The sequence below is a fragment of the Pseudoduganella sp. UC29_71 genome, from assembly GCF_042693265.1.
In the GTDB taxonomy this organism is placed as follows: Bacteria; Pseudomonadota; Gammaproteobacteria; order Burkholderiales; family Burkholderiaceae_D; genus Rugamonas.
The window spans coordinates 6,343,061-6,365,754 of the sequence record NZ_CP170549.1 but is presented as its reverse complement, the minus strand read 5'-3'; the positions used below and the strand labels follow the sequence as shown (position 1 = coordinate 6,365,754).

The 22,694-nt window shown below is 65.4% G+C and carries 28 protein-coding genes, 1 tRNA gene and 1 pseudogene; 11 read left to right on the top strand and 19 right to left on the bottom strand.

The genetic code is table 11. The annotated features are described in order from the left end of the window. Positions 1-20: 20 nt before the first annotated feature. Genes gspK through gpmA form a run of 10 tightly spaced genes read right to left on the bottom strand, consistent with a single transcriptional unit; the run spans position 21 to position 7,734 of the window. On the bottom strand, positions 21-755 hold the full coding sequence (gene gspK, locus ACFJI2_RS28510; RefSeq protein WP_377705924.1) for a type II secretion system minor pseudopilin GspK: 735 nt from the start codon (positions 753-755) through the stop codon (positions 21-23). Beyond that, on the bottom strand, positions 739-1,065 hold the full coding sequence (locus ACFJI2_RS28505; RefSeq protein ID WP_377702870.1) for a hypothetical protein: 327 nt from the start codon (positions 1,063-1,065) through the stop codon (positions 739-741). The genes gspK and ACFJI2_RS28505 overlap by 17 nt, the downstream gene beginning before the upstream one ends. Then, positions 1,065-1,742 (bottom strand): type II secretion system protein J, encoded by a 678-nt coding sequence (locus tag ACFJI2_RS28500; protein ID WP_377702869.1) that lies wholly within the window; start codon positions 1,740-1,742, stop codon positions 1,065-1,067. Before ACFJI2_RS28500 ends, ACFJI2_RS28505 begins: the two co-directional genes overlap by 1 nt. Then, the gene (gene gspI / locus ACFJI2_RS28495) at positions 1,739-2,113 is read right to left on the bottom strand and encodes a type II secretion system minor pseudopilin GspI (RefSeq protein ID WP_377702868.1); all 375 of its coding nucleotides are present in this window, start codon (positions 2,111-2,113) and stop codon (positions 1,739-1,741) included. Before gspI ends, ACFJI2_RS28500 begins: the two co-directional genes overlap by 4 nt. A gap of 13 nt (positions 2,114-2,126) precedes the next feature. Beyond that, positions 2,127-2,621: a type II secretion system minor pseudopilin GspH gene (gene gspH, locus ACFJI2_RS28490; protein WP_377702867.1), complete on the bottom strand. Its 495-nt coding sequence runs from the start codon at positions 2,619-2,621 to the stop codon at positions 2,127-2,129. Between the two features lie 9 nt (positions 2,622-2,630). After that, positions 2,631-3,077, bottom strand: coding sequence for a type II secretion system major pseudopilin GspG (gspG, locus tag ACFJI2_RS28485; RefSeq protein ID WP_377702866.1), 447 nt, complete (start codon positions 3,075-3,077; stop codon positions 2,631-2,633). Between the two features lie 42 nt (positions 3,078-3,119). Continuing rightward, positions 3,120-3,902 carry a HesA/MoeB/ThiF family protein gene (locus tag ACFJI2_RS28480; protein WP_377702865.1) on the bottom strand — a complete coding sequence of 261 codons (783 nt, stop codon included), beginning with the start codon at positions 3,900-3,902 and terminating at the stop codon, positions 3,120-3,122. A 4-nt stretch (positions 3,903-3,906) separates the two neighbouring features. After that, positions 3,907-5,400, bottom strand: a complete 1,494-nt coding sequence (locus ACFJI2_RS28475) for a S41 family peptidase (RefSeq protein ID WP_377702864.1) — start codon at positions 5,398-5,400, stop codon at positions 3,907-3,909. 23 nt (positions 5,401-5,423) lie between these two features. Beyond that, positions 5,424-6,980, bottom strand: coding sequence for a peptidoglycan DD-metalloendopeptidase family protein (locus ACFJI2_RS28470; RefSeq protein WP_377702863.1), 1,557 nt, complete (start codon positions 6,978-6,980; stop codon positions 5,424-5,426). Positions 6,981-6,987: 7 nt separating this feature from the next. After that, the gene (gene gpmA / locus ACFJI2_RS28465) at positions 6,988-7,734 is read right to left on the bottom strand and encodes a 2,3-diphosphoglycerate-dependent phosphoglycerate mutase (RefSeq protein ID WP_377702862.1); all 747 of its coding nucleotides are present in this window, start codon (positions 7,732-7,734) and stop codon (positions 6,988-6,990) included. Positions 7,735-7,839: 105 nt separating this feature from the next. On the opposite strand from gpmA, the gene ACFJI2_RS28460 reads away from it, so the two are divergent. The 5 genes from ACFJI2_RS28460 (at position 7,840) to ACFJI2_RS28440 (ending at position 10,738) form a co-directional block, all read left to right on the top strand. Continuing rightward, on the top strand, positions 7,840-8,241 hold the full coding sequence (locus ACFJI2_RS28460; protein WP_107869849.1) for a rhodanese-like domain-containing protein: 402 nt from the start codon (positions 7,840-7,842) through the stop codon (positions 8,239-8,241). A 20-nt stretch (positions 8,242-8,261) separates the two neighbouring features. After that, positions 8,262-8,522, top strand: coding sequence for a glutaredoxin 3 (gene grxC / locus ACFJI2_RS28455; protein ID WP_056401242.1), 261 nt, complete (start codon positions 8,262-8,264; stop codon positions 8,520-8,522). A 124-nt stretch (positions 8,523-8,646) separates the two neighbouring features. Then, positions 8,647-9,129 carry a protein-export chaperone SecB gene (gene secB / locus ACFJI2_RS28450; protein WP_107869848.1) on the top strand — a complete coding sequence of 161 codons (483 nt, stop codon included), beginning with the start codon at positions 8,647-8,649 and terminating at the stop codon, positions 9,127-9,129. Between the two features lie 124 nt (positions 9,130-9,253). Further along, entirely contained in the window at positions 9,254-9,697 is a 444-nt protein-coding gene (locus ACFJI2_RS28445) for an SH3 domain-containing protein (protein WP_377702861.1), read from the top strand. Positions 9,698-9,709: 12 nt separating this feature from the next. Continuing rightward, the gene (locus ACFJI2_RS28440) at positions 9,710-10,738 is read left to right on the top strand and encodes an NAD(P)H-dependent glycerol-3-phosphate dehydrogenase (protein ID WP_377702860.1); all 1,029 of its coding nucleotides are present in this window, start codon (positions 9,710-9,712) and stop codon (positions 10,736-10,738) included. 284 nt (positions 10,739-11,022) lie between these two features. Here ACFJI2_RS28440 and ACFJI2_RS28435 read toward each other — a convergent pair whose 3' ends face one another. Next, complete coding sequence (locus ACFJI2_RS28435; RefSeq protein WP_377702859.1) at positions 11,023-11,220, bottom strand: hypothetical protein; 198 nt, start codon at positions 11,218-11,220, stop codon at positions 11,023-11,025. Between ACFJI2_RS28435 and ACFJI2_RS28430 the strand changes: the two genes are divergently transcribed. From ACFJI2_RS28430 to ACFJI2_RS28420, 3 genes are read left to right on the top strand one after another with little or no spacing between them, the layout of a single operon-like run. Then, a complete protein-coding gene (locus tag ACFJI2_RS28430) occupies positions 11,207-11,395 on the top strand; it encodes a hypothetical protein (protein ID WP_377702858.1) in 189 nt (62 codons plus the stop codon). The genes ACFJI2_RS28435 and ACFJI2_RS28430 overlap by 14 nt on opposite strands. Positions 11,396-11,407: 12 nt before the next feature. Next, the gene (locus ACFJI2_RS28425; protein ID WP_377702857.1) at positions 11,408-13,429 is read left to right on the top strand and encodes a hypothetical protein; all 2,022 of its coding nucleotides are present in this window, start codon (positions 11,408-11,410) and stop codon (positions 13,427-13,429) included. A gap of 17 nt (positions 13,430-13,446) precedes the next feature. After that, positions 13,447-14,709, top strand: a complete 1,263-nt coding sequence (locus ACFJI2_RS28420) for a hypothetical protein (RefSeq protein ID WP_377702856.1) — start codon at positions 13,447-13,449, stop codon at positions 14,707-14,709. Here ACFJI2_RS28420 and ACFJI2_RS28415 read toward each other — a convergent pair. From ACFJI2_RS28415 to petA, 8 genes are all read right to left on the bottom strand, one after another. Further along, a complete protein-coding gene (locus ACFJI2_RS28415) occupies positions 14,702-15,241 on the bottom strand; it encodes a hypothetical protein (protein ID WP_377702855.1) in 540 nt (179 codons plus the stop codon). The genes ACFJI2_RS28420 and ACFJI2_RS28415 overlap by 8 nt on opposite strands. Positions 15,242-15,341: 100 nt before the next feature. Then, positions 15,342-15,755, bottom strand: coding sequence for a cupin domain-containing protein (locus ACFJI2_RS28410; RefSeq protein ID WP_377702854.1), 414 nt, complete (start codon positions 15,753-15,755; stop codon positions 15,342-15,344). Positions 15,756-15,966: 211 nt separating this feature from the next. Beyond that, positions 15,967-16,042, bottom strand: a tRNA-Thr gene (locus tag ACFJI2_RS28405). Positions 16,043-16,061: 19 nt separating this feature from the next. Continuing rightward, positions 16,062-16,580 carry a ClpXP protease specificity-enhancing factor gene (locus tag ACFJI2_RS28400; RefSeq protein ID WP_377702853.1) on the bottom strand — a complete coding sequence of 173 codons (519 nt, stop codon included), beginning with the start codon at positions 16,578-16,580 and terminating at the stop codon, positions 16,062-16,064. Between the two features lie 2 nt (positions 16,581-16,582). Then, positions 16,583-17,194, bottom strand: a complete 612-nt coding sequence (locus ACFJI2_RS28395; RefSeq protein WP_050409980.1) for a glutathione S-transferase N-terminal domain-containing protein — start codon at positions 17,192-17,194, stop codon at positions 16,583-16,585. A gap of 116 nt (positions 17,195-17,310) precedes the next feature. Beyond that, entirely contained in the window at positions 17,311-18,075 is a 765-nt protein-coding gene (locus ACFJI2_RS28390; RefSeq protein WP_377702852.1) for a cytochrome c1, read from the bottom strand. Between the two features lie 31 nt (positions 18,076-18,106). After that, positions 18,107-19,519 carry a cytochrome bc complex cytochrome b subunit gene (locus tag ACFJI2_RS28385; RefSeq protein ID WP_377702851.1) on the bottom strand — a complete coding sequence of 471 codons (1,413 nt, stop codon included), beginning with the start codon at positions 19,517-19,519 and terminating at the stop codon, positions 18,107-18,109. 3 nt (positions 19,520-19,522) lie between these two features. Beyond that, entirely contained in the window at positions 19,523-20,131 is a 609-nt protein-coding gene (petA, locus tag ACFJI2_RS28380; protein WP_107869838.1) for a ubiquinol-cytochrome c reductase iron-sulfur subunit, read from the bottom strand. 207 nt (positions 20,132-20,338) lie between these two features. On the opposite strand from petA, the gene mscL reads away from it, so the two are divergent. The 3 genes and pseudogenes from mscL to ACFJI2_RS28365 all read left to right on the top strand — a co-directional run bounded on the left by mscL (position 20,339) and on the right by ACFJI2_RS28365 (position 22,693). Then, a complete protein-coding gene (gene mscL, locus ACFJI2_RS28375) occupies positions 20,339-20,758 on the top strand; it encodes a large conductance mechanosensitive channel protein MscL (protein WP_377702850.1) in 420 nt (139 codons plus the stop codon). A 47-nt stretch (positions 20,759-20,805) separates the two neighbouring features. Beyond that, positions 20,806-21,973 (top strand): annotated as a pseudogene (locus ACFJI2_RS28370) (S1C family serine protease). Between the two features lie 27 nt (positions 21,974-22,000). Then, positions 22,001-22,693 carry a DUF2461 domain-containing protein gene (locus ACFJI2_RS28365; protein ID WP_377702849.1) on the top strand — a complete coding sequence of 231 codons (693 nt, stop codon included), beginning with the start codon at positions 22,001-22,003 and terminating at the stop codon, positions 22,691-22,693. Position 22,694: the final 1 nt, after the last annotated feature.

Genomic DNA, 22,694 nt, shown 5'->3' with positions numbered 1-22,694 from the left:
CTCGCTTTCGTTCATGCTACTTAAATTTCCCGTGTCCACAACAGCATCACCGTCTTGCCGCGATAAATCAGCGACTGCGCATCGAGCGCCGCGCGGTCCAGGCGCACGCGGCTGAGCACCAGGAAGTGGTCGCTCTTGACGCTTACGCCCACGCCCTGCGGCAGCTGCTTGCCGCTTTGCCCCGCCAGGTAGCTCTTGAAATCGGCTTCCGAGTTGAACGGCGTGCGGCGCCGGAACTGCACCATCGTCGCCCCTTCCGACACCGAACAGTTCTCCACCAGCGACGCCAGCACTTCGGCCGGCGCCGTATTCACGTTCACTGTGGTGCGGATCGGCAGCACGATGACGAACTCGCGCAGCTTTTCGATGGCCTGCGGCGTGAAACCGGTCACGGCCAGCAAGTCTTCCACCCGGATCAGTTCCAGCGGCTCGCGCCGCGTGCCGTTGCTGCTGCCACCCAGCCCGCCTCCCGCCGTGCCGCCCGGGGTGCCACCCGGCGTGCCGTCCGCACCGGCAGCCGGCGCCACCGCCGGCTGGCTCAGCAGCACTTCGTCGGCCAGCGATTGCGCCAGGCTGGGATTGAGCTGCAAGTGCTGCAGCAGGCGCCGGAACACCTGCACCTGCGCCGCATCCACCGCGCCGTTTTGCACAAGGTTGGTCAGATTGTAACGCGCCTGCGCGTCGGTAACCCGGCCCGAAAGGGTGGCATCGAATTTTTCGTTGGCGGCGCGCTCGCGTTCAACGTATTCGTCCAGCCGCGTTTCGGCCAGCGGCGTGGACCAGGCGCCGGTTTCGGCGGTAACGTTGGGGGTTGGAGATCATGTCCTGCTGCAGGATCAGGCGCGCCCAGTCCAGCGCGCCGCGCAGTATCCACTTGGTCTGCAGGTGCAGGCGCTGGTTCTCCATCGAGCGCACCTGCACCTGCTGCTGCCAGAACAGGCTGGCCACGATGGTGACGGCCAGCGTGGTCAGCAGCAGCGCGGTGATGACGGCCACGCCGGCCTGGCGACGCAGGCGCGGCATGGCGCGCGGGCAGGCGCGCGTGCGGCGCGGCAAGCGGCCCATCAGCGCTCTCCCATCAGAAAGGTCTTGACCAGCGGGCCGGTCTGGCCATGCAGCTGCAGCGACAGTTCCAGGCCATCGAGGTCCGGGGTGCCGGCACTGGCCTGCGCGCCTTGGCCGCCTTGGCCGCCTTGGGCGCCGGCGCTGGCCTGCGCCGCCTGCACGCCCTGCACAGGCTGCCAGCCGCCGTCGCGCCAGCCGCGCACGGCCATGCTGTCCACGCCGCTTTGCAGCGCGACGGCCGGCGCGCTGTCGGTGTCGCCGACGGCGGCAGCCCACAAGGTGTCGAGCTGCGCCAGGTCGCGCGTGGGCAGCGACTCGCGGCGCGTGAGCACGCCGTCGCGGATGCGGTAAGTCACCACTTGCAGGCGCGACGGTTCGCCCTCCGCCAGCACGGTGCGCACGAAGATCATGCGGTCCGCATCGGCCGCCAGGCTTTCGCGCAAGCGCAGCTGCTTGCGCAGCACGCGCTGTTCCATGTCGCTTTGCAGCTGGGCGAACGCCAGCTGGATGCCGCGCGTCTGCTCCATCTGCTCGGTGAGCGCCTGGCGCGAGCGGACGATGCCGTCCAAGCCGCGCCAGCCCAGCACGGCGACGATGGCCAGCACCGCCACCGCCACCAGCAGTTCCACCAGCGTGAAGCCGCGCATGCGGCGCGGGCTTGAATCAAAGGTCTTCATTCCAGCAGCTTCAGTTGCACCAGCTTGATGATGAGACGATCCGGCTGCTTCTCGTCGAACACGCTGACCTCGACCCGGCGCAGGCGCGGATTGGGACTGGCGATCACTTCCTCCTGGCATACCAGCTTCAGGTCGCCTTGCGGGCATTCGAAGGAGGACTTGCCCACGTTGGGGAACTGCTTGTTCAGGCTCAGCTGCACCAGGCGGTTTTCGGCCGACCAGGTGGCCATCATGGAGGCGCGCAGGCCGTCGCTGTTCTGCGTCAGGCTGCCGACCGCGCGCAGCGATGCGCCCAGCGCGGTGCCGACGATCACCAGCGCCACCAGCACTTCCAGCAATGTAAAGCCGCCTGCGCGTCGTGTCCTGTGCATTATCAATCGGATCTCAATCCACGGTGAAGTGGCCGATGCCGTCGGCGCGGATGGCGACGCTGACGTCGCCGCTGGCCATGGTCAGCACAAAGGGTTTATCGACCGGCTCGCGGCCGAAGGTGATGCGCAAGGTGTCGCCCGGCACGGTGGAGGCCGGCTCCAGCAGCAGCGTCACGGGACTGTTCTTGAACGGGCGCTCGCGCAGCAGGTCGTCCTGCTTGTCCTGCGACACCGGCTCCCACACGCGCTGCTCGTTGCGCACCAGGAAACGGTAGCTTTCCGGCCCGGCCTCGAAGGCCACCAGGCGGTTGCGCACGATGGCCTCGTCGCGCGCCAGCTGCAGCAGCAGCGCCACGCGCTGCGCCTCCTGCTGCATGGCCTGGCGCCGGCTGGGCGCCGCGTTGAGCGACACCAGCCCTATCGTGATGCCGGCAATAACCAGCACCACCAGCAGCTCGATCAGCGTAAAGCCGCGCTGCGGTTGGGTGTGTCGCGCGGCGGCCGCCATGGCGGAAGCTTAGTTGTCCCAGGAGCCGATGTCGGCATCGTCGCCGGTGCCGCCGGGCTGGCCGTCGGCGCCCAGCGAGAACACGTCGACCTCGCCCTTCAGGCCGGGCGAGAGCAGCTGGTAGGGATTGCCCCACGGGTCTTTCGGCATCTTCTCCAGGTAGCCGCCCGCCTTCCAGCCATTGGCGGCCGGGCCGGTGGTCGGCTTGGTGAGCAGCGCCTGCAGGCCCTGTTCCGTGGTCGGGTAACGCTGGTTGTCCAGCTTGTACAATTTCAGCGCCTGCATCACGGTGGCGATGTCGACCTTGGCGGCGGCGATCTTGGACTCGCCGGTGCGGCTCAGCAGCTTGGGCACAACCAGCGCCGCCAGCACGCCCATGATGACCACCACCACCATGATCTCGATCAGGGTGAAGCCGCGTGCGCGGCGCTTGGCAGGGAGTGTTACGTTTTGCATAGTCAGGGACACTTTTCAGGTGAGAGTGCGGAAGTATAAGGCTTAATCAGGCCCGGTGGACGATTGCGCGGCGCACACCGGGCAAGCGTCGTTGCGGCCGATCGCGATACTGGTCCATTCCATGCGCAAGCCGTCCAGCAGCAGCAGGCGGCCGGCCAGCGGCTCGCCTATGCCCATCAGCAGCTTGAGCGCCTCGGCCGCCTGCATGGCGCCGACCACGCCCACCAGCGGCGCGAACACGCCCATGGTGGAGCAGGCCACGTCCTCGAAGGGCTGGTCTTGCGGGAACAGGCAGGAATAGCACGGCAGGTGCGCGCCGCGCTGCGCGCCGCCGCGCGTGTCGAACACGCTGACCTGGCCGTCGAAGCGGATCACCGCGCCGGACACCAGCGGCACGCCGTGCGCCACGCAGGCGCGGTTGACGGCGTGGCGGGTGGCGAAGTTGTCGGTGCAGTCGAGCACCACGTCGGCCCGGCTCACCAGCTCGGCCAGGCGGGCGTCGTCCGCGCGCTCCACCAGCGCTTCGATCGCGATGGTGGGGTTGATGGCGGCCAGCGTGGCGCGCGCCGACTCGGCCTTGGGCTGGCCCACGCGCGCCATATTGTGCGCGATCTGGCGCTGCAGGTTGGTCAGGTCCACCGTGTCGTTGTCGACGAGGGTGAGCGTGCCCACGCCGCCCGAGGCCAAATACATGGCGGCCGGCGAGCCGAGTCCCCCGGCGCCGATCACCAGCGCGCGCGCCTCAAGCAGCCGCTGCTGGCCTTCGATGCCGATCTCGTCAAGCAGGATGTGGCGCGAGTAGCGCAGCAGCTGGCTGTCGTCCATTGCCTTATTTCTTCAGCGGCTTGGCCGGGGCGTCCTGTTTGACCGGGGCGTCCGGCTTGGCCGGCTTGGCGGCTTCCGGGTCCAGGTCGCGCGCTTTTTCGGTTTTCGACAGCTGCACCGGCAGGCCCTTGAAATGGTTCAGCGCCTGCGCCAGCTGGAAGTCGTCCTTGCTGCCGAACTCCACCGGCTTGCGCGTCTTGGCCAGCGCGAGCAGGCGCTGCTCTTCTTCCAGCTCGTCGTGCAGCGGCTGCGGCGGCGCGGACGGCAGCTCGGCTTCGTCCTTGTTGTTCAGGTGCTTGACCAGGTCGGCCTCGCGCACGCGCAGGCTGTTCAGGCCGTCGCCGTCGGCGGTTTCATCGACCAGCAGGTCCGGCACGATGCCGCGCGCCTGGATCGAGCGGCCGTGCGGCGTGTAGTAGCGCGCCGTGGTCAGCTTGACGGCGGTGTCGGCGGTGAGCTGGCGCAGGGTCTGCACCGAGCCCTTGCCGAAGGTCTGCGTGCCCATGACGATGGCGCGCTTGTAGTCTTGCAGCGCGCCGGCCACGATTTCCGAAGCGGACGCGGAGCCGGAATTGACCAGCACCACCATGGGCACGGTCTTCAGCGCGGCCGGCAGCTTGGCCAGCGGGTCGCTGTTGGCGCGGCCGGAATAGTATTCGGGACGGGCGTAGAAAGTCTGCTTGGAGTCGGCCAGCTGGCCGTTGGTGGAGACCACCACCGCGTCCCTGGGCAGGAAGGCGGCCGACACGCCGATGGCACCCGGCACCACGCCGCCCGGGTCGTTGCGCAGGTCCAGCACCAGGCCCTTGATGCCGGGGTTCTGCGCGTACAGGTTGCCCAGCTTGCGCGCCAGGTCGTCCACCGTCGGCTCCTGGAACTGCGACACGCGCAGCCAGGCGTAGCCCGGTTCTATCATCTTGGCCTTCACGCTCTGCACGCGGATCTCTTCGCGCACGATGGGCACGATGAGCGGCTTGTCCTCGCCCTTGCGCGACAGCGTGAGCACGATTTTCGAGTGCGGCTCGCCGCGCATCTTCTTGATGGCGTCGTCCAGCGACAGGCCGCGGATGGGCGTATTGTCCAGCCGGGTGATCAGGTCGCCGGCCTTGATGCCGGCCTTGAAGGCGGGCGAATCCTCGATCGGCGACACCACCTTGACATAGCCGTCCTCGATGCCGACTTCGATGCCGATGCCGACGAACTTGCCCAGCATCGATTCGCGCATTTCCTTGAAGGCTTTTTTGTCGAGGTAGACCGAGTGCGGATCGAGCGAGGCCACCATGCCGGAAATGGCTTCGGTGACGAGCTTCTTGTCGTCCACGTTCTCCACGTAGTCGGACTTGATGAGGCCGAACACATCGGACAGCTGGCGCAATTCCTCCAGCGGCAGCGGGTTGCCCGGCGCTTTTTGTGCTACAGCGGAAAACTGCAGGGAGGCAGCCACGCCGGCCACCATGCCCAGGCCGATCAGGCCGAAATTCTTGAACTTGTTACCCATGACTTCTTCCGCTGTGTTGGACTTCAGAATTTGACCCAGCTGGCCGGATCGAACTCCTTGCCCTTGTGCCTGAGTTCAAAGTATAAACCCGATTCTTCGTTGCCGCCGGTGTTTCCGGCCGCCGCAATCACGTCGCCGGCCTTGACCACCTCGCCCACGCGCCGCAGCAGCGACTGGTTGTTGGCGTACAAGCTCCAGTACTGCCCGCCGTGGTCGATGATGATCAGGTTGCCGAAGCCGCGCAGCCAGCTCGCGTGCACCACGCGGCCGCTGGCCACGGTGTGCACGTCGGCGCCTTCCGCCGCGCGGATGAACATGCCTTTCCAGCTGGGGCCGTCGCCGCGCTTGCTGCCGAAGCGGGCCGCCACCTTGCCCGCCACCGGCGGACGCAGCTGGCCTTTCAGCGCGGCGAAGGCGCCGTCCGGCATGGCCGGGGCCAGCGCGATGTCGGCCTTGCGCGCGGGCGGCTCTTCCTTCGCGGCCGCCACTTGGGATTCGTCCACTTCGATCGGCTCCAGCTTGCCGCCCTCGCCTGCGGCCTGCGCAGTCTGGGCCGGCGGGGCCGGCGGCGTCACGGCGGCCGGCGGCAGCGGCAGCGGCGCCGGTTTCGGCTTGCCTTCGGCCTTGGCGATGCGCTCGCGTTCGGCCTGCTCGGCGCGGGCCTTGGCCAGCGCGTCGGCACGCGCCTTGGCCTGTTCGCGCGCCTTGGCCTGCGCCAGCGCGCGCGCTTCGGCGTCCGCCCTGGCCTTGGCGGCCTTGGCGGCGGCCACACGCTCCAGGCGCGCCTTCTCGGCGGCGGCCGCTTTCGCCTGCTCCTCGATCAGCTTGCCCAGCTTGTCCACCAGGCCGGCCATGCGCTGCTCGTCCTGCGCCAGCTTGCCCGCTTCCTTGCGCTGCGCCACCAGGCGCTGCGACAGGCCGGCCAGCACGGCGGCGCGCTTGGCTTTTTCCTTGACCAGCAATTCTTTCTGCTGGCGTTCTTCCTGCGCGATTTCCTCCAGCTCGTCGCGCGCGTTCTGCGCTTCGGCCTGGTTCGCTTCCACCGCGCGCAGATTGGCGCGCAGCGATTCCAGCAGCTTGGCCTGCGCCTGCGACACGTAGGCCATCAGCTGCAGGTCGCGGTTGATGCGGTTCGGGTTGTCCCCGGACAGCAGCAGCTTGATGCGGTCTTCATTGCCCGCCACGTATTGCTCGCGCAGCAGCTTGGCCAGCTGCTGCTTTTGCAGCTCCACCGTGGCCTGCAGGCGCGCGCGCTCCTCGCCCAGCGCTTGCAGCTTGACGTTGGTCTGCGATTGCTCCTCAGAAAGCTCGCGCAGGCTGCGGTTGGCATTCGAGATCGCTTCCTCGGACTCGGCCAGGGTGTCGGCCGCGTCTTCGCGGGCGCTCTCGGTCTTGCCGATGTCGCGCTTGAGCTCGTTGAGCTTTTGCTGCAGGCCGGCGCGCTCGGCTTCGGCCTGCAGCTTCTGCTTGCTGCGTTCGGTGGGCTTGGCGGGGGCGGCCGGCGCAGGCGCCGCCGCTCCCAGCATCAGCAGGAGCGACAGCGCCGCCCCCGCACTGCGGGTGGAAGAAGACCAGGACATCTACTGCTTACTTGGCCTTGCCTTGGTTGGCTACCGCGGCTTGCGCAGCGGCAATAGCGGCCGGGTCGCCCAGGTAGTAGTGGCGGATCGGCTTCAGGTCGGCGTCCAGCTCGTACACCAGCGGCTGGCCGTTGGGGATGTTGAGGCCGACGATGTCGCTGTCGCTGATGCCGTCGAGCATCTTGATCAGCGCGCGCAGGCTGTTGCCGTGAGCCGAGATGATGATTTTCTTGCCGGCGCGGATGGCCGGGGCGATTTCCTCGTCCCAGGCCGGCATCACGCGCGCCACGGTGTCCTTCAGGCATTCGGTCAGCGGGATGCTGTCCTTCGGCAGGCCGGCGTAGCGCGGGTCGTTGAAGGAGGTGCGGTCGTCGTCGGCGGCCAGCGGCGGCGGCGGGGTGTCGTAGCTGCGGCGCCATACCAGCACTTGCTCGTCGCCGTACTTGGCGGCGGTTTCGCCCTTGTCCAGGCCTTGCAGGGCGCCGTAGTGGCGCTCGTTGAGGCGCCAGTCATGCTTGATCGGCAAGTACATCATGTCCATCTCGTCCAGCGTCAGCCAGAGGGTGCGGATGGCGCGCTTGAGCACCGAGGTGTACGCCAGATCGAAGGTGTAGCCTTCCTGTTTCAGGACTTGGCCGGCGGCCTTGGCTTCCGCCACGCCTTTTTCCGTCAGGTCGACATCGGTCCAGCCGGTGAAGCGGTTTTCGAGGTTCCAGGTGGACTCGCCGTGACGCATGAAGACAATTTTGTACATAGGACTATCTATTAAAGTGTGAAAAAATCTGCGGGAGGCAGCGTTTCAGCCTCTGTTCAGCTTCTATTTTATAATGCGCGCATAACCTATAACCATTGGAACACCGTGAAATTCCTTATTGATCAGATTTTTCTTATTGGCATCGTCGCCCTGTCGGGCGGCGCGCTGCTGTGGCCGGTACTCACCCAGCGCGGCAAAAAAGTCTCGCCGAACGAGGCGGTGCAGTTGATAAACCGCGCCAAGACCACCATCTTGGACGTGCGCGACGGCAAGGAATACGCCGATGGCCACCTGCCGGACGCCAAGCATATCCCGGCCGGCGAGCTGAAGCAGCGCGTGAGCGAGCTGGACAAATTCAAGAACCGCACCATCGTCGTGGTCTGCCAAAAAGGCGCACGCGCTTTCGGCGCGGCAAAGATCCTGGAAGGGGCTGGATTCGACAACGTGGTCGTCCTCGAGGGCGGCCAGGCCGCCTGGCAGACCGCAGGCTTGCCAATTGCCAAATAATTGACTGAGGAACTATCATCATGACAGCCCCCGTAACCCTGTACAGCACCGCCGTCTGCCCCTATTGCGTGCGCGCCGAGCGCCTGCTGGAAGCCAAAGGCGTGACCGGCATCAACAAGATCCGCGTCGATCTCGACCCCGAGCAGCGCGTGCTGATGATGCAGAAAACCGGCCGGCGCACCGTGCCGCAGATTTACATCGGCGACACCCACGTCGGCGGTTTCGATGATTTGTATGCGCTCGATCAAGCCGGTGGCCTGGACCCCTTGTTAAAAGGCTGACCGCCCTCAAATTGGTTTTGCTACAATTGCTGCGCATTTGCGCGGCCCGTCCCTGTTGACGGCCGCGCGGGTACCCTAACAGCGAGCGGTCCTGCCGCTCTTTTCCTATCTATGAAAGCGCACCATGTCTGACGAAAATCTGCAACCAGTCTTCCAAATCCAACGCGTCTACCTGAAAGACATGTCGCTGGAACAGCCGAACTCCCCAGCCATTTTCCTGGAACAGGAAGCGCCTGCGATCGAAGTGGCGCTGGACGTGGCAGCCGAGCCGCTGGCTGAAGGCATCTTCGAATCGACCGTCACCATTACCGTGACCGCCAAGATCAAAGACAAAGTGGCTTTCCTGGTTGAAGGCAAGCAAGCCGGCATCTTCGAAGCGCGCAACATCCCGGCCGACCAGCTGGACCCGCTGCTGGGCATCGGTTGCCCGAACATCGTGTACCCTTACCTGCGCGCCAACATCGCCGACATGATCACCCGCGCCGGCTTCCCGCCCGTGCACCTGGCCGAGATCAACTTCGAAGTGTTCTACCAGCAGCGCCTGGCCGCCATCGCCGAGCAGCAAGCCGCTGCCGCCGCCGCGCCGACCGAAGGTGCCGCACACTAATTGCAGCCTGACTGCGCGAGCAGTTAAGATGCAGTATCGGCGGGGCGCGCTGCGCGCCGCCATCCCAAAGGCCGGCAGCGGCCTTTGCGTTTTTTCACTCCCGAATTCTGATCAGAGGCACGGTATGACACTCTTCCGATGGATTGCAGGCGCCGCACTGCTGCTGGCCGCGACGGCCGGGCACGCGCTCGACTTCAAATCGGTGGGCGCGGCCCCAGCCATCCTGTACGACGCGCCGTCCACCAAGGGCGGCAAGCTGTTCGTGGCGCCGCGCGGCATGCCGCTCGAAGTGGTGCTGAGCTACGGCGAATGGGTCAAGGTGCGCGACGCCAGCGGCGACCTGGCCTGGACCGAAGCCAAGGGCCTGAGCCCCAAGCGCACCTTGGTGGTGCGCGCCGCCAACACCAAGGTGCGCGCCGCCGCCGACGACAATGCCGCCACCGTGTTCATCGCCGACAAGGGCGTGCTGCTGGAGCTGGCCGAATCGGCCGGCAACGGCTGGATCAAGGTGCGCCACCGCGACGGCCAGTCCGGCTACGTGAAAAGCAGCGATATCTGGGGCATTTAAGAAAGCCTAGCCATGCAGAACCATCCACATGCCGCCGGCGCGCGCCGGATCAGCGTGCTCGGCGCGGGCGCCTGGGGCACGGCGGTCGCCATGGCGCTGGCGCAGCGCCACGATGTATTGTTGTGGGGGCGCAACAGTGCCGCCATGCATGAAATGGCCGCCGCGCGCGACAACCTCCATTATCTTCCCGGCCACCCTTTTCCGCCCGGTTTATCGGTCGGCGCCGATTTCGACGCCGCGCTGGCCCACGGCAGCGACCTGCTGATCGCGGCCTGCCCGGTAGCCGGCCTGCGCCCGCTGCTGGAACAGCTCAAGGGCCGGCCGATTCCGAATATCGTTTGGCTGTGCAAGGGCTTTGAATACGGCACCGGCCTGCTGCCGCACCAGATCATGCGCGAAGTGCTGGGCGACAGCGTGCCCAGCGGCGCCCTGTCCGGCCCCTCGTTCGCGCAGGAAGTGGCGCACGGCCTGCCGTGCGCGCTGACCATCGCGTCCAGCTCGGCCGCGCTGCGCGACTGCGTGGTGGCCGCCATGCACGGCGGTAACGTCCGCGTCTACAGCAGCGCCGACCTGGTGGGCGTGGAAGTGGGCGGCGCCGTCAAGAACGTGCTGGCCATCGCCACCGGCGTGGCCGACGGCCTGGGCCTGGGCCTGAACGCGCGCGCCGCCCTCATCACGCGCGGCCTGGCCGAGATCACCCGCCTGGGCAGCGCGCTGGGCGGGCAGGTGGAAACCTTTATGGGACTGACCGGCATGGGCGACCTCATCCTCACCTGCACCGGCGACCTGTCGCGCAACCGGCGCGTCGGCCTCGGCCTGGCGCAGGGCAAGGCGCTGGACACCATTGTCGGCGAGCTGGGCCATGTGGCCGAGGGCGTGCCCTGCGCCAAGGCCGTGCGCGAGCTGGCGGCCAGGCTGGGCGTGGACATGCCCATCACCAATGCGGTGGCAGGCGTGCTGTTCGACGGCGACCAGCCGCAAGCGCTGGTGGCCAAATTACTGGCCCGCGATCCCCGCGCCGAGGCGGGATTTCCAAATTGAAATGTTGAATATAGTTCTGCCAATTGTTACATCGCCGAACAAAATAAATGTGGCGCACGGTTGAAAGCGTGCCTTAATTTTGTGCGAAACTAACGGAAATGCCCGCCGGAAAGGTCCGGCGCTTTCTTTTTTTTTTCAGGCGACAATTGGCAATGAAACAAATCCGCACGCCCGTCCCAGCCGCGGCAAGCGCTGGCACCGAAGCACTCCCCACCGGCCGCAACGACGCCAGGCAGCGCCGGCAATTCATCAAGTTGATGTCGGCCAGCGCCGCTACGCTCGCGCTACAAGCGTGCGGCGGAGGGGGGTAGCGCTACCGCTGGCACCGCCCAGGCCGGGCCGGCGCCGTCGTCCGATCCCGCCCCGCCGCCGACCACCGCAGCAGGCAGCAGCGGGCCGTCCGCGCTGGTGCCGGCCAGCGCGCCGCCGGTGTGGAGCGTGGTGCCGGCGCTGACGTTCACGCAAGGCGTGGCCAGCACCATTTCCATCTCCAAATACGTGAAAAGCGCCAGCGGCGGCCCGCTGGCCATCGCCCTGAACAGCATCGCCTTGCCGCCCGGCGTGACCTATAACGCCCGCACCCTGTCCTTCGTCTATGACGGCATCGGCGCCGTGGGCAGCACGGACGGCCACGTGCTGACCGCCAGCGACATCTGACAGGCGGCATCCATGGCACAGTCCTCTTCCAACCCCTTCGCCATCCAGGTGCAAGCGCCTGCAGCGTCATTTGCCAGCTTCACGCTGACGGCGGCAGCCAGCGGCGCCAACCTGCCATTCACGCTGGGCCAGGCTTTCCGCCAGGGCCAGGTACCGGCCGGCAAATTCGTCGGCAGCAGCCTGGCCGGGCTGCAGGTGACGCCCAAGAATTACTGGCCGGACGGCTCGCTCAAGTTCGCCGTGCTGTCCGGCCGCGCCACCCTGGCGGCCAATACCGCCCAGGTTTGCACGCTCAACGCCAGCGGCGCGGCCGGCACCGGCGCCGCGCTCACCACGGCCGCGCTGCGCGCCACCAACATCGCCGCCGCCGTTGACGCAGGCGGCTTCGGCGCGGCCAGCTGGTCGGGCGCCGACTGGGACGCGCCGTTCCAGGCCTGGGTCGCCGGCCCAACGATGAGTTCCTGGATCTACCGCAAGCCCATCGGCAGCGACGCCCACCTGGTGGCATGGCTGGAAGTGCGGCTGTACGCCGGCGGCGCGGTGGAAGTGCTGCCGTGGGTGGAAAACGGCTACCTGAAAGTGGCCGGCCCCACCAACAAAAGCGCCACCTACACGTTTACCCTGGGCGGCACGCAGCGCTTCAGCGCCGCCATCGACCTGCCCCACCATTGCCGCACGGTGCTGCTGCAAGGCGCGGCGCACAGCCACTGGCTGGGCGCCGATCCGCGCATCACGCCCAGCCACGACAAAGCCTATCTGCAAGCGTCGCGCCTGGTGCCCAACTACCGCGGCGTGGTGCCCAGCACGGCCGAGGCCCTGGCCGGCCTAGTGACCTCGTACACGCCACTGCAGCAGGGCAACTATTCGAACGCCATGGGCCAGACCGGCTACCACGGTGCGATCGGCCTGCTGCCCGAATGGGACGTGCTCTACCTGACCAGCAGCGATACGCGCGCCTACGCCGCCGTGGTGGTGAACGCCTACGGCGCGGGCCGCTACGGCATCCACTTCCGCGACGAAACCACGCAGCGGCCGCTGCGCTTGTCCAGCTATCCCAACCTGGTGGCGCACAGCAGCAGCTCGGTGGCCGGCGTGGGCGGTTCCACCAAGGGCGAGTACACGGCCGCCGCCAGCGGCACCGCCGCACCGGTGTGGGATACGCCGCACCATCCAGCCATCGGCTACACCGCCTATCTGCTGACGGGACGCTATTACTTCATGGAAGAGGTGCAATTCTCCGCCACGCTGGGCTACCTGAAGAACCCGGACAACCACCGCAGCTATGCCTCGGGGCTGTTCCTGAGCAATTCCGGCTCCAACACCACGCGCGGCGCGGCATGGTCGCTGCGCACGCTGGCACAGGCGCTGTGCGTGACACCCGACAACGATACGGTACTGCGCGGTGAATTCACGGCCTCGCTGGCGGCCAACGCGGAGTTCTATCACGCCACCTACGTTGCCAAGCCGAACAATCAATTCGGCTTCGTGGTGCCATACACCAACTATACGCAGGGCGGCGGCGTGCAGTCTGAAGCGACCTGGCAACAGGACTTCTTCACCGCGGCGATCGGCTATGCCATCGACCTGCAGCCGCCGCTGGCGGCAGCCACGCTGAGCAAGCTGAAAGCGTTCTTCTCGTGGAAGGCGCAAAGCGTGATCGGCCGCCTGGGCGGCACCGGGGACAGCGAGTATTTGTACCGCGACGCGGCCCAGTATTACATGCCGGTGGCCCCGGTGGAGCGCGCCGACTTCGAAGGCGGCACCGGCCCCTGGTACGCCAGCTGGGGCGAGCTGTATTTCGCCGCGCAGGGCGTGCGCAACCCGGGCGCCGCCGGTCCTTTACGAGGCGGTAACTTCCCGGACGCCACCGGCTATTGGGGCAATCTGCAGCCCGCGATCGCCTATGCCGTGCAGCACGGCGTGCCCGGCGCCCAAGCCGCCTACAACCGCATGATTACCGCAAGTAACTGGAACGAGCTTGCCGCAGGCTGGAACAGGGCGCCCGTCTGGGGCGTCGAGCCGCGCGTCAGCTAAGCCCGTCAAGGAAAACCATGAGCCAAGCATCATCCAACACCTTCACCGTCAGCGTGACGGCCAATCCCGCGCCGCGTCCGGTACTGCCGGCATGGGTGCCACCGGCCGGCTATTTCGCCGACGTGCCGATGACGAATACGCCGATCAGCGTCACGCCATCGATCTACCCGCGCGACAACTACATCATGAACATGCCGTTCGCCATCTGGGGCGGCAGCGCCATCCTGCGCGACTACGGCCCCTACGGCGCGCAAGTGTATTACTCGGCCGGCCATGAGTCGACGCAGGGCATGACCAATCAGCAGTTCACGCTGATCTGCGACTTCAACTCGCTGACGTGGAAAACCGCCAACCTGCCGCTGCAAAGCCACCCGGCCAACAGTTTCGACGCCAACGGCTACGCGGCGGACGGCACGCCTTACAATCCGCACAGCTACCTGGGCTTGCAGGAAATGCCGAAGGCCTGGGGCGGCGGGCCGCAAGGCACGCTGGTGTCCTTCTTCTGGGCCGGCTCGCGCTACCCCAACCGCATCAAGCTGCTGGATGTGTCGCGCGAGCAGCTGGGCTACAGCCAGCTGGCCACGCGCCAGCCGCAGAACGCCGCGCCCACCGAGATCCGCTTCTCGGCCGCCGGCGCCGGAGGCAACTACCCAACCACGGCGATCGACGAGCAGCGCCAGGGCTGGTGGGTCGCGGTCAATGGCCCGGTCGACTACACGCTGTTCGTCAGCAAGGCCGGCGACATCACCCAATACCCGGCCCTGGGAGGCAACCTGGGCAACGGCGTGCTGGCCTTGTGCTCCAAGCTGAACCTGCTGGTGGCGGTGGACGGCGGCTATATCAACGGCGCCTACGCCAACGGCTCTTACCGCGCACTCTACATCCGCAACCTGGCCACCGGCGAGGTCACGCGCAACACCACGCTGGGCACGGTGCCGGCGCTGCTGGGCGGCTATGACGGCGGCGGCATGAACTTCCACCGGCCCGACACCATGGGCCTGGAATGGGTAGACGAGCTGGGCGCCATGTTCGGGCTGGACCAGTCGGTTGCGCCGCCGGAAGTGGTGAAGCTGACGCCGCCGGCCAGCAATCCGGCCACCAGCCCGTGGACCTGGAGCAAGGTGGCGCTGCGGCACTGGGACCAGGACGCGGGCGGGCAAGCGCAGTTGCAGGCAGCCGAAAACGGCGCCTGGTCGAAATTCCGCTGGTCGAAGCAGCTGCAGGCCTTCGTCTACTGTTCCGACCAGACGCGCAAGCCGCAGATCATCAAACTCAGCTGAAGCGGGACGCCAGCGCGGCGCTGGCCAGCAGTGCGGCCATTGCCAGCAGCAACAGCCAGCGCGCCCGGCGCCCCAGCCGGGTCTGCAGCTGGCCGGCCAGCACGGCCTCATGGCGGCTGATCAGCTCGCCGATGCTGTACCATCCATGCAGCGACACGCGCGACAGCCCGGCTTTCGCGCGCTGCTCGGTCAGCTCCTCGGCGCGGTCCTGCAGGGCCACGGTTTCCGGCGTGGTCGTCAGGATGATGAGTTCTTCCACGGGATGCGGAAAGGTGTCGAGCTCGCGCACCGCCGCGTCCAGGTTGGCGATGCTGAGCGACTTGCCGAAACTGCGGCTGCGGCCCTTGCACTGCAACACCAACACCTTGCCGTTCGGCAGCCGCGCCCAGGCGTCCGCCCCGTGCTGGCGGTGGTCCGCCGGCCCCCAGCGTTCAAACTGCACGCCGTGCACGGCCGACATCAGGCTGCGGCTCAGGCGGTCAAAGTCCTGCCAGCTGGCCGGTTTCCTCAATTCTGCTGCAATGCGCCCCATGATCCATCCCTCGGTGAAGATGTGATTTTTATCATGTTAAAATGACATCTTTCTGCGAGGAAGTCAAGTATTGCCGAGCTCCCGGGGCCGGCGGCGTCGCTTATTTGACAATGGTCGCCAGCGGCTTGTCCTTGTCCACCAGGTAGGTCGCCAGTTCGGCCGCGTTGCCGGTGCCGACGTTCTTCGCCACGTGCAGCGCGCCGGCCGGGATGAAGATGGCGTCGCCCACTTTCAGCGTGACGGGCGCGCGGCCTTCGACCTGGTACTCCAGCGTGCCTTCCAGCACGAAGGCGACTTCCTCGCCGGGATGGGAGTGCTTGGGCGAGACCGTGCCTTCGGCGAAGTCGACGCGCACCTGCAGCACCTCGCGGCCGGGGACACTGAAGTCGCTTTTCAGGATGTCGGTGCGCTTCAGGCCCTGCATCTGCGCGGGCGCCTGCGCCTGCGCCGCCTGCGCCACCAGCGCGCTGCCGGCGATCACTGCTGCTGCCATCATGGTGGATACGGTTTTCATCTGAATGTCCTTTTCTGCGTTGACCGGATCGGATATCGATTCCATGGCGCCATTACACCGGCGCCGTGTATCGGCCGTGTGTCGCGAAAAGGCTGGGGGAAGTCGCCGTGTATCCGCCGCCGGCAGGGATACACGGCGATACACGCAAATACAGCAAAGCAGGCCGCCAATGCAAAAAGCCCAGCCGAAAGGCTGGGCTTTTCATCGTATCTGGTGCCGACTGCCGGTTTCGAACTGGCCACCTGATGATTACAAATCAACTGCTCTACCAAATGAGCTAAGTCGGCGTTGCGCGAAGATTATACGCTATTTGATACGCGTGAGGGTGGGGCGTCCGCCGCCTTTTTTGGGCGGGTCGCCGCCGTCGTCCGGGCCGTCTTCGCCGTCCGCGTCGGCCGGGCGGGCCTGCGGCGCCGGGGTCGGCACCGGGGCCAGGGTCGGCGCGCTGGACACCGGCGCCAGCGGGGCGGGGGCCGATGCCGGAGCGGGCGCCGGCGCGTCGTCGCGGCCACCCAGTTGCGGCTCGAACGCCATGCCCTGGCCGTTTTCGTTGGCGTAGATGGCCATCACGTTGTTGACCGGCACGTAGATCTCGCGCGACACGCCGCCGAAGCGGGCGTGGAAGCGGATGCTGTCATTGTCCATCTTCAGCCCGGAGGTGGCGCCGAAGCTGATGTTGAGCACGATCTCGCCCTTCTTGACGTATTCCATCGGCACCGTGGTGGCGGCGTCGACTTTCACGGCTAGGTAGGGCGTGTAGCCGCTGTCGGTGCACCATTCGTAAATGGCGCGCAGCATGTAGGGCTTGGTGGAAATCTCGGACATGATCAGCGGCGCATGACCTTCTCGGACGGCGTCAGCGCTTCGATGTAGGCCGGACGCGAGAAGATGCGCTCGGCGTATTTCATCAGCGGCGCGGCGGTCTTCGACAGCTCGATGCCGTAATGGTCCAGGCGCCACAGCAGCGGGGCCACGGCCACGTCCAGCATGGAGAACTCGTCGCCCAGCATGTACTTGTTCTTCAGGAACAGCGGCGCCAGCGTGGTCAGGCGGTCGCGGATTTCCGCGCGCGCCTTGTCGTGGCTCTTGTCGTTGGCCTTGGCGCGCTCGCTTTCCAGCGTGTGCACGTGCACGAACAGCTCTTTCTCGAAGTTGAACAGCATCAGGCGTGCACGCGCGCGCATCAGCGGGTCGGCCGGCATCAGCTGCGGGTGCGGGAAACGCTCGTCGATGTACTCGTTGATGATGTTCGATTCGTACAGGATCAGTTCGCGCTCGACCAGGATGGGCACCTGGCCGTACGGGTTCATGGTGGAGATGTCTTCCGGCTTGTTGAACAGGTCGACGTCGCGCACTTCGAAGTCCATGCCTTTTTCAAACAGGACCAGGCGGCAGCGTTGCGAAAATGGGCAGGTTGTACCCGAATAGAGAACCATCATTTTTGTAGTTCCTTAGAAACAAAATGGGATGCAGCCGCGAACGGCTCACCCCAGAACGCGCCCGCCACGCGGGCGACGCACAAAACACATAGCCGGCCTCAGGCCGGCATGCTCACTTATTTGACCTCTTTCCAGTACGACGCGTTCAGGCGCCAGGCCAGCAGCGCGAAGCCCGTCAGGAAAATCAGCACCCACACGCCGAGGCGCTTGCGGGTCTGCGCGGCAGGTTCGGCCATCCACTCCATGTAGCCGACCAGGTCCGCCACATTGGTGTCGAAAGTCAGCTTGTCCATGGCGCCGGGCTTGACCTGCTCGAAGCCGACGAATTTATGCACCACCTTGCTGGGGTCGTGCGGATCTTTTTCCTCCGCAAACTTGGCCACTTGCACGCCTTGCAGTTCATGCAACACGTGCGGCATGGCCACGTTCTGCACCATCAGGTTGTTCCAGCCGTTGGGGCGGGTGTCATCCTTGTAGAAGGTGCGCAGATAGGTGTACAGATAGTCGCCGCCGGTGCCGCCCGGGCCAGCCTTGGCGCGGGAAATCACCGACAGGTCCGGCGGCACGACGCCGAACCAGGCCTTGGCATCCTTGGCCGGCATGGCCGTGATCATCATCTCGCCCACTTTTTCGCCGGTAAACAACAGGTTGCCCTTGATCTGCTCTTCCGTCAGGCCGAGGTCTTTGAGGCGGTTAAACCGCATCGAAGACGCATTATGGCAGTTCAGGCAGTAGTTCACAAACAACTTAGCGCCATTTTGCAGCGCGGCCATGTTGGTGGAGCGGTCCGGCGCCTTGTCCAGCGGGTGGCCGCCTTCGCTTGCCAGGGCCAGGCCTGGCAGCAGCGCCAGGATTGCGAACAGTTTCTTTGCAAAATTCATATGCTTGTCCTTTTGAGCTGTGGTCGGCGTATCAGTGCGGATGGAAAGTCACGCGGGATGGCACAGGCTTGAACTGGCCCATCGCGCTCCACCACGGCATCAACAGGAAGAAGGCAAAGTAGTACAGGGTGCACACTTGCGACACGATGGTGCCGATCACGCTAGGCGGCTGGGTGCCCAGGTAGCCCAGGGTGACGAAGGACAGGCCGAACAGCGCGTACACATATTTATGCCAGTCCGGACGGTAGCGGATCGACTTCACCGGCGAGTGGTCCAGCCACGGCAGGAAGGCCAGGATGACGACCGAGCTGCCGAAGAACACCACGCCCCAGAATTTCGCGTCCAGCACCGACGGCAGCATGCCGACGATAGCGACCAGCGCGATCACGGCGATGATGGCCTTGGTGGTGAAGGCCAGGCGCGACTTCAGCCACAGGAAGGCCACGTAGGCGGCCACCGCGACCATCAGCACCCACATGAAATCGGCGGTGGTGGCGCGCAGCACCGAGTAGAACGGCGTGAAGTACCAGGTTGGCGCGATGTGCAGCGGGGTCTTCAGCGAGTCGCCCGGCAGGAAGTTGTTATATTCCAGGAAATAGCCGCCCATTTCCGGCGCGAAGAACACCACGGTGCTGAAGATCAGCAGGAACACCGAGACACCGAAGATGTCGTGCACGGTGTAGTACGGGTGCGACGGGATGGAGTCGAGCGGATGGCCGTCCGGACCCAGGTTTTCCTTCACTTCGATGCCGTCCGGGTTCAGCGAGCCCACTTCGTGCAGCGCGATCAGGTGGGCGGCAACCAGGCCCAGCAGCACGAGCGGAATGGCGATCACGTGGAAGGCGAAGAAGCGGTTCAGGGTGGCGTCGGACACCACGTAGTCGCCGCGTATCCACAGCGACAGGTCGGGGCCGATCAGCGGGATGGCGCCGAACAGGTTGACGATCACCTGGGCGCCCCAGTACGACATCTGGCCCCATGGCAGCAGGTAGCCGAAGAAGGCCTCGGCCATCAGGCACAGGAAGATGGCGAAGCCGAACAGCCAGACCAGCTCGCGTGGCTTGCGGTAGGAACCGTACAGCAGGCCGCGCGTCATGTGCAGGTAGACGATGATGAAGAAGGCGGAGGCGCCGGTCGAGTGCATATAGCGCACCAGCCAGCCCCACGGCACTTCGCGCATGATGTATTCCACCGAACCGAAGGCCAGGTTGGCGTCCGGCTTGTAGTGCATGGTCAGGAAGATGCCGGTGACGATCTGCAGCACCAGCACCAGCGCGGCCAGCGAGCCGAAGATGTACCAGAAATTGAAGTTTTTCGGCGCGTAGTACTTGCCCCACTGGTCGTTCCACAGCTTGGTCAGCGGGAAGCGGTCGTCCACCCAGCCCAGCGCTTTTTGCGCGACCGGAGCGTTGGCGGGGAGTTTGGTCTCTTTAAAAGCTGCCATGGTTTATGCCTCGCCTTTCTCGTCTTTGCCGATCACCAGCTTGGTGTCGCTCAGATACATGTGACGCGGAACCTGCAGGTTGTCCGGCGCAGGCTTGTTCTTGAAGACGCGGCCGGCCATGTCGAAGGTCGAGCCGTGGCACGGGCACAGGAAGCCGCCAGCCCAGTCGTCCGGCAGCGAAGGCTGCGGTCCCGGGGTGAATTTTGACGATGGCGAGCAGCCGAGGTGGGTGCAGATGCCCACCGCGACCAGGATTTCTGGTTTGCGGGAACGCTGCTCGTTGCGGCAGTATTCCGGGGTGAATTCTTCGGGGTTGCGTTTGGATTCGGCGTCGGCCACTTTGCCGTCGGTCTGCTTGAGGGAGGCGACCATCTCGGGGGTGCGCTTCAGGATCCAGACCGGCTTGCCGCGCCACTCGACGGTGCGCATTTCGCCCGGCTGCAGCGTGGAGATATCGACTTCGACGGGTGCGCCGGCCGCTTTCGCTCGCTCGGACGGCTGGAAGGTGCTTACCAGAACACCGGCGGTGGACAGTCCAACTACGCCACCTGCCGCGCATGTTGCGGCGATCAAGCCACGACGGCCAGAATCGACCTGCTTATCGTTACTCATACCAAACCCCAATCATCAAATTGCGAAATAGTTATTATGCGTTAACCAAGCTTCCAGCAACCTTAGATTATAGGTGAAGCCAAAACCGTTTTAAAGCGAAACGTTGCATTTGTCTAAATTCCGCCCCATCCCGATCGTCATAGACTATCGACCAGTTGCTAAAAAACACGTTATGATCGGCTTTACAACTTAGCCAGGGAGCTCACAATGGGAATGATGCAAGAATTTAAAGACTTCGCCATGAAGGGCAATGTGGTCGATCTGGCGGTCGGCGTGATCGTCGGCGCCGCCTTCAGCAAGATTGTCGATTCGCTGGTGCAGGACATCATCATGCCGCCGATCGGCAAGCTGATCGGCGGCCTGGATTTCGCCAACTACTACGTGCCGCTGAACGGCCAGGCCAGCACCCTGAGCCTGGTGGAGGCCAAGAAACTGGGCGCGGTACTGGCGTACGGTAACTTCCTGACCATCCTGCTAAACTTCATTATCCTGGCGTTCATCATCTTCCAGATGGTGCGCATCCTGCAGAAAGCCCGCAAGGCCGAACCCGCTCCAACGGAAACGCCGGCGCCGACTGCCGAGGATATCCTGCTGCTGCGCGAAATCCGCGACGCACTGAAAAAATAAGCCGGACGGCACGCAGACCGTCCCGGCGGCAAAGTTAGGACGGCATCATGCGACGACTGTGGTTATTGTTTGCACAAGCGGTGACCGTGGTCCTGGCGCTGTACTTCGTCTACAGCGCCATGCGCCCGGACTGGCCGGGCTTGCCTGGCCTGGGCGGCGGCGCGTCCGCGCAGCTGTCCGGCCCCGGGTGCAGCGCGCAGCGCCCTCGCCGGCGGCAACCTGCCGCCCTCGCCCGGTTCCTACCGCGCGGCGGCGGCGCAAGCCATGCCCGCCGTGGTCAACGTGCTGACCACCAAGGCGCCGCGCCGCAAGCATCCGCTCACGCGCGATCCCTTCTTCAAGAAATTCTTCGGCGACCGCGACCGTGACGGCGACGACGACGACCAGTCCAGCCTGGGCTCGGGCGTCATCGTCAGTGCGCAAGGTTATATCCTGACCAACAACCACGTGGTGGACGCGGCCGACGAGATCCAGGTGGTGCTGGCCGACGGCCGCAAGGCCGCCGCCAAGGTGGTGGGCACCGACCCCGAAACCGACCTGGCCGTGATCAAGGTGGACCTCGACAAGCTGCCGGTGATCGTGCTGGGCCACGCCGAGCAGGCCAAGGTGGGCGACGTGGTGCTGGCCATCGGCAACCCCTTCGGCGTGGGCCAGACCGTGACCATGGGCATCATTTCCGCGCTGGGCCGCAACAACTTGCACATCAACAATTTCGAGAATTTCATCCAGACCGACGCCGCCATCAACTTCGGCAACTCGGGCGGCGCGCTGATCGACACCAACGGCAACTTGCTGGGCATTAACTCGGCGATCTACTCGCAGACCGGCGGCTCGGTCGGGATCGGCTTCGCCATTCCCGTGTCCACCGCCAAGACCGTGATGGAATCCATCATCGCCTCGGGCCACGTGGTGCGCGGCTGGATAGGCGTGGAGTCGCAGGAGATCACGCCCGAGCTGGCCGACAGCTTCGGCCTCAAGGTGCAAAGCGGCGCCATCATCGCCGGCGTGGTGCGCAACGGCCCGGCCGACAAGGGCGGCATGAAGCCGGGTGACATCCTGCTGTCGGTGGAAGGCAAGGCCGTCAACGACACCAACGACATGCTCAATTTGATCGCCCAGCTGCCGCCGGGCGAAAAAGCTACAATGCGCGTGCTGCGCAAGAGCCGCGAGACGGACCTTGCCATTACCGTGGGCAAGCGCCCGATTTCCCGCTAAGTATCAGATAAAAACCACCGACACGACATGCACCTGCGCGACCTGAAGAACTACCTCACCGAACTGGCCGACAACAACAACCGCCCCTGGTTCATCATGAACAAGCCGCGCTACGACATCCTGCGCGAAGAATTCCTGGAGCTGGTGACGCAAGTGGTCGGCGAGCTGGGCAAGTTCGATCCGGCGGTGAAGTTCTGCAATCCGAAGAAAGCCATGTTCCGCATCAACCGCGACGTGCGCTTCGCCCACGACAAGAGCCCCTATAAAACGCGCTTCTCGGCCGCCATCGCGCCCAACGACATGCGCCGCCCGTCCAAGGCGGGCGGCCCCACGTACTACTTCCAGCTCGACGGCGAAGGCCGGCTGCTGTTCGGCGCCGGCGAATACATGCCGCCGCCCGAGCGCACCCGGGCCCTGCGCAAGCACATGGTGGAAGACGCGGCCGGCTTTTCCAAGGCGCTGAAAAACAAGGCCCTGAAGGCGCGCTACGGCACCATTCAGGACGAGGGCAAGCTGCAGCGCCCGCCCAAGGGCTTCGACGCGGACCACGAGCACATCGAATTCATCAAGCTGAAGAGCTTCTTCGTGTGGACCGAGATGAAGCTGGACCTGAACAAGCCGGACCTGCTGCTGCCGCTGATCGCCAACGGCCTGAAGGACGCCTATCCCCTGGTGACCTGGATGCGCTCGGCCAAGGTGGAAGAGGAAGCCGCCGGGTAAT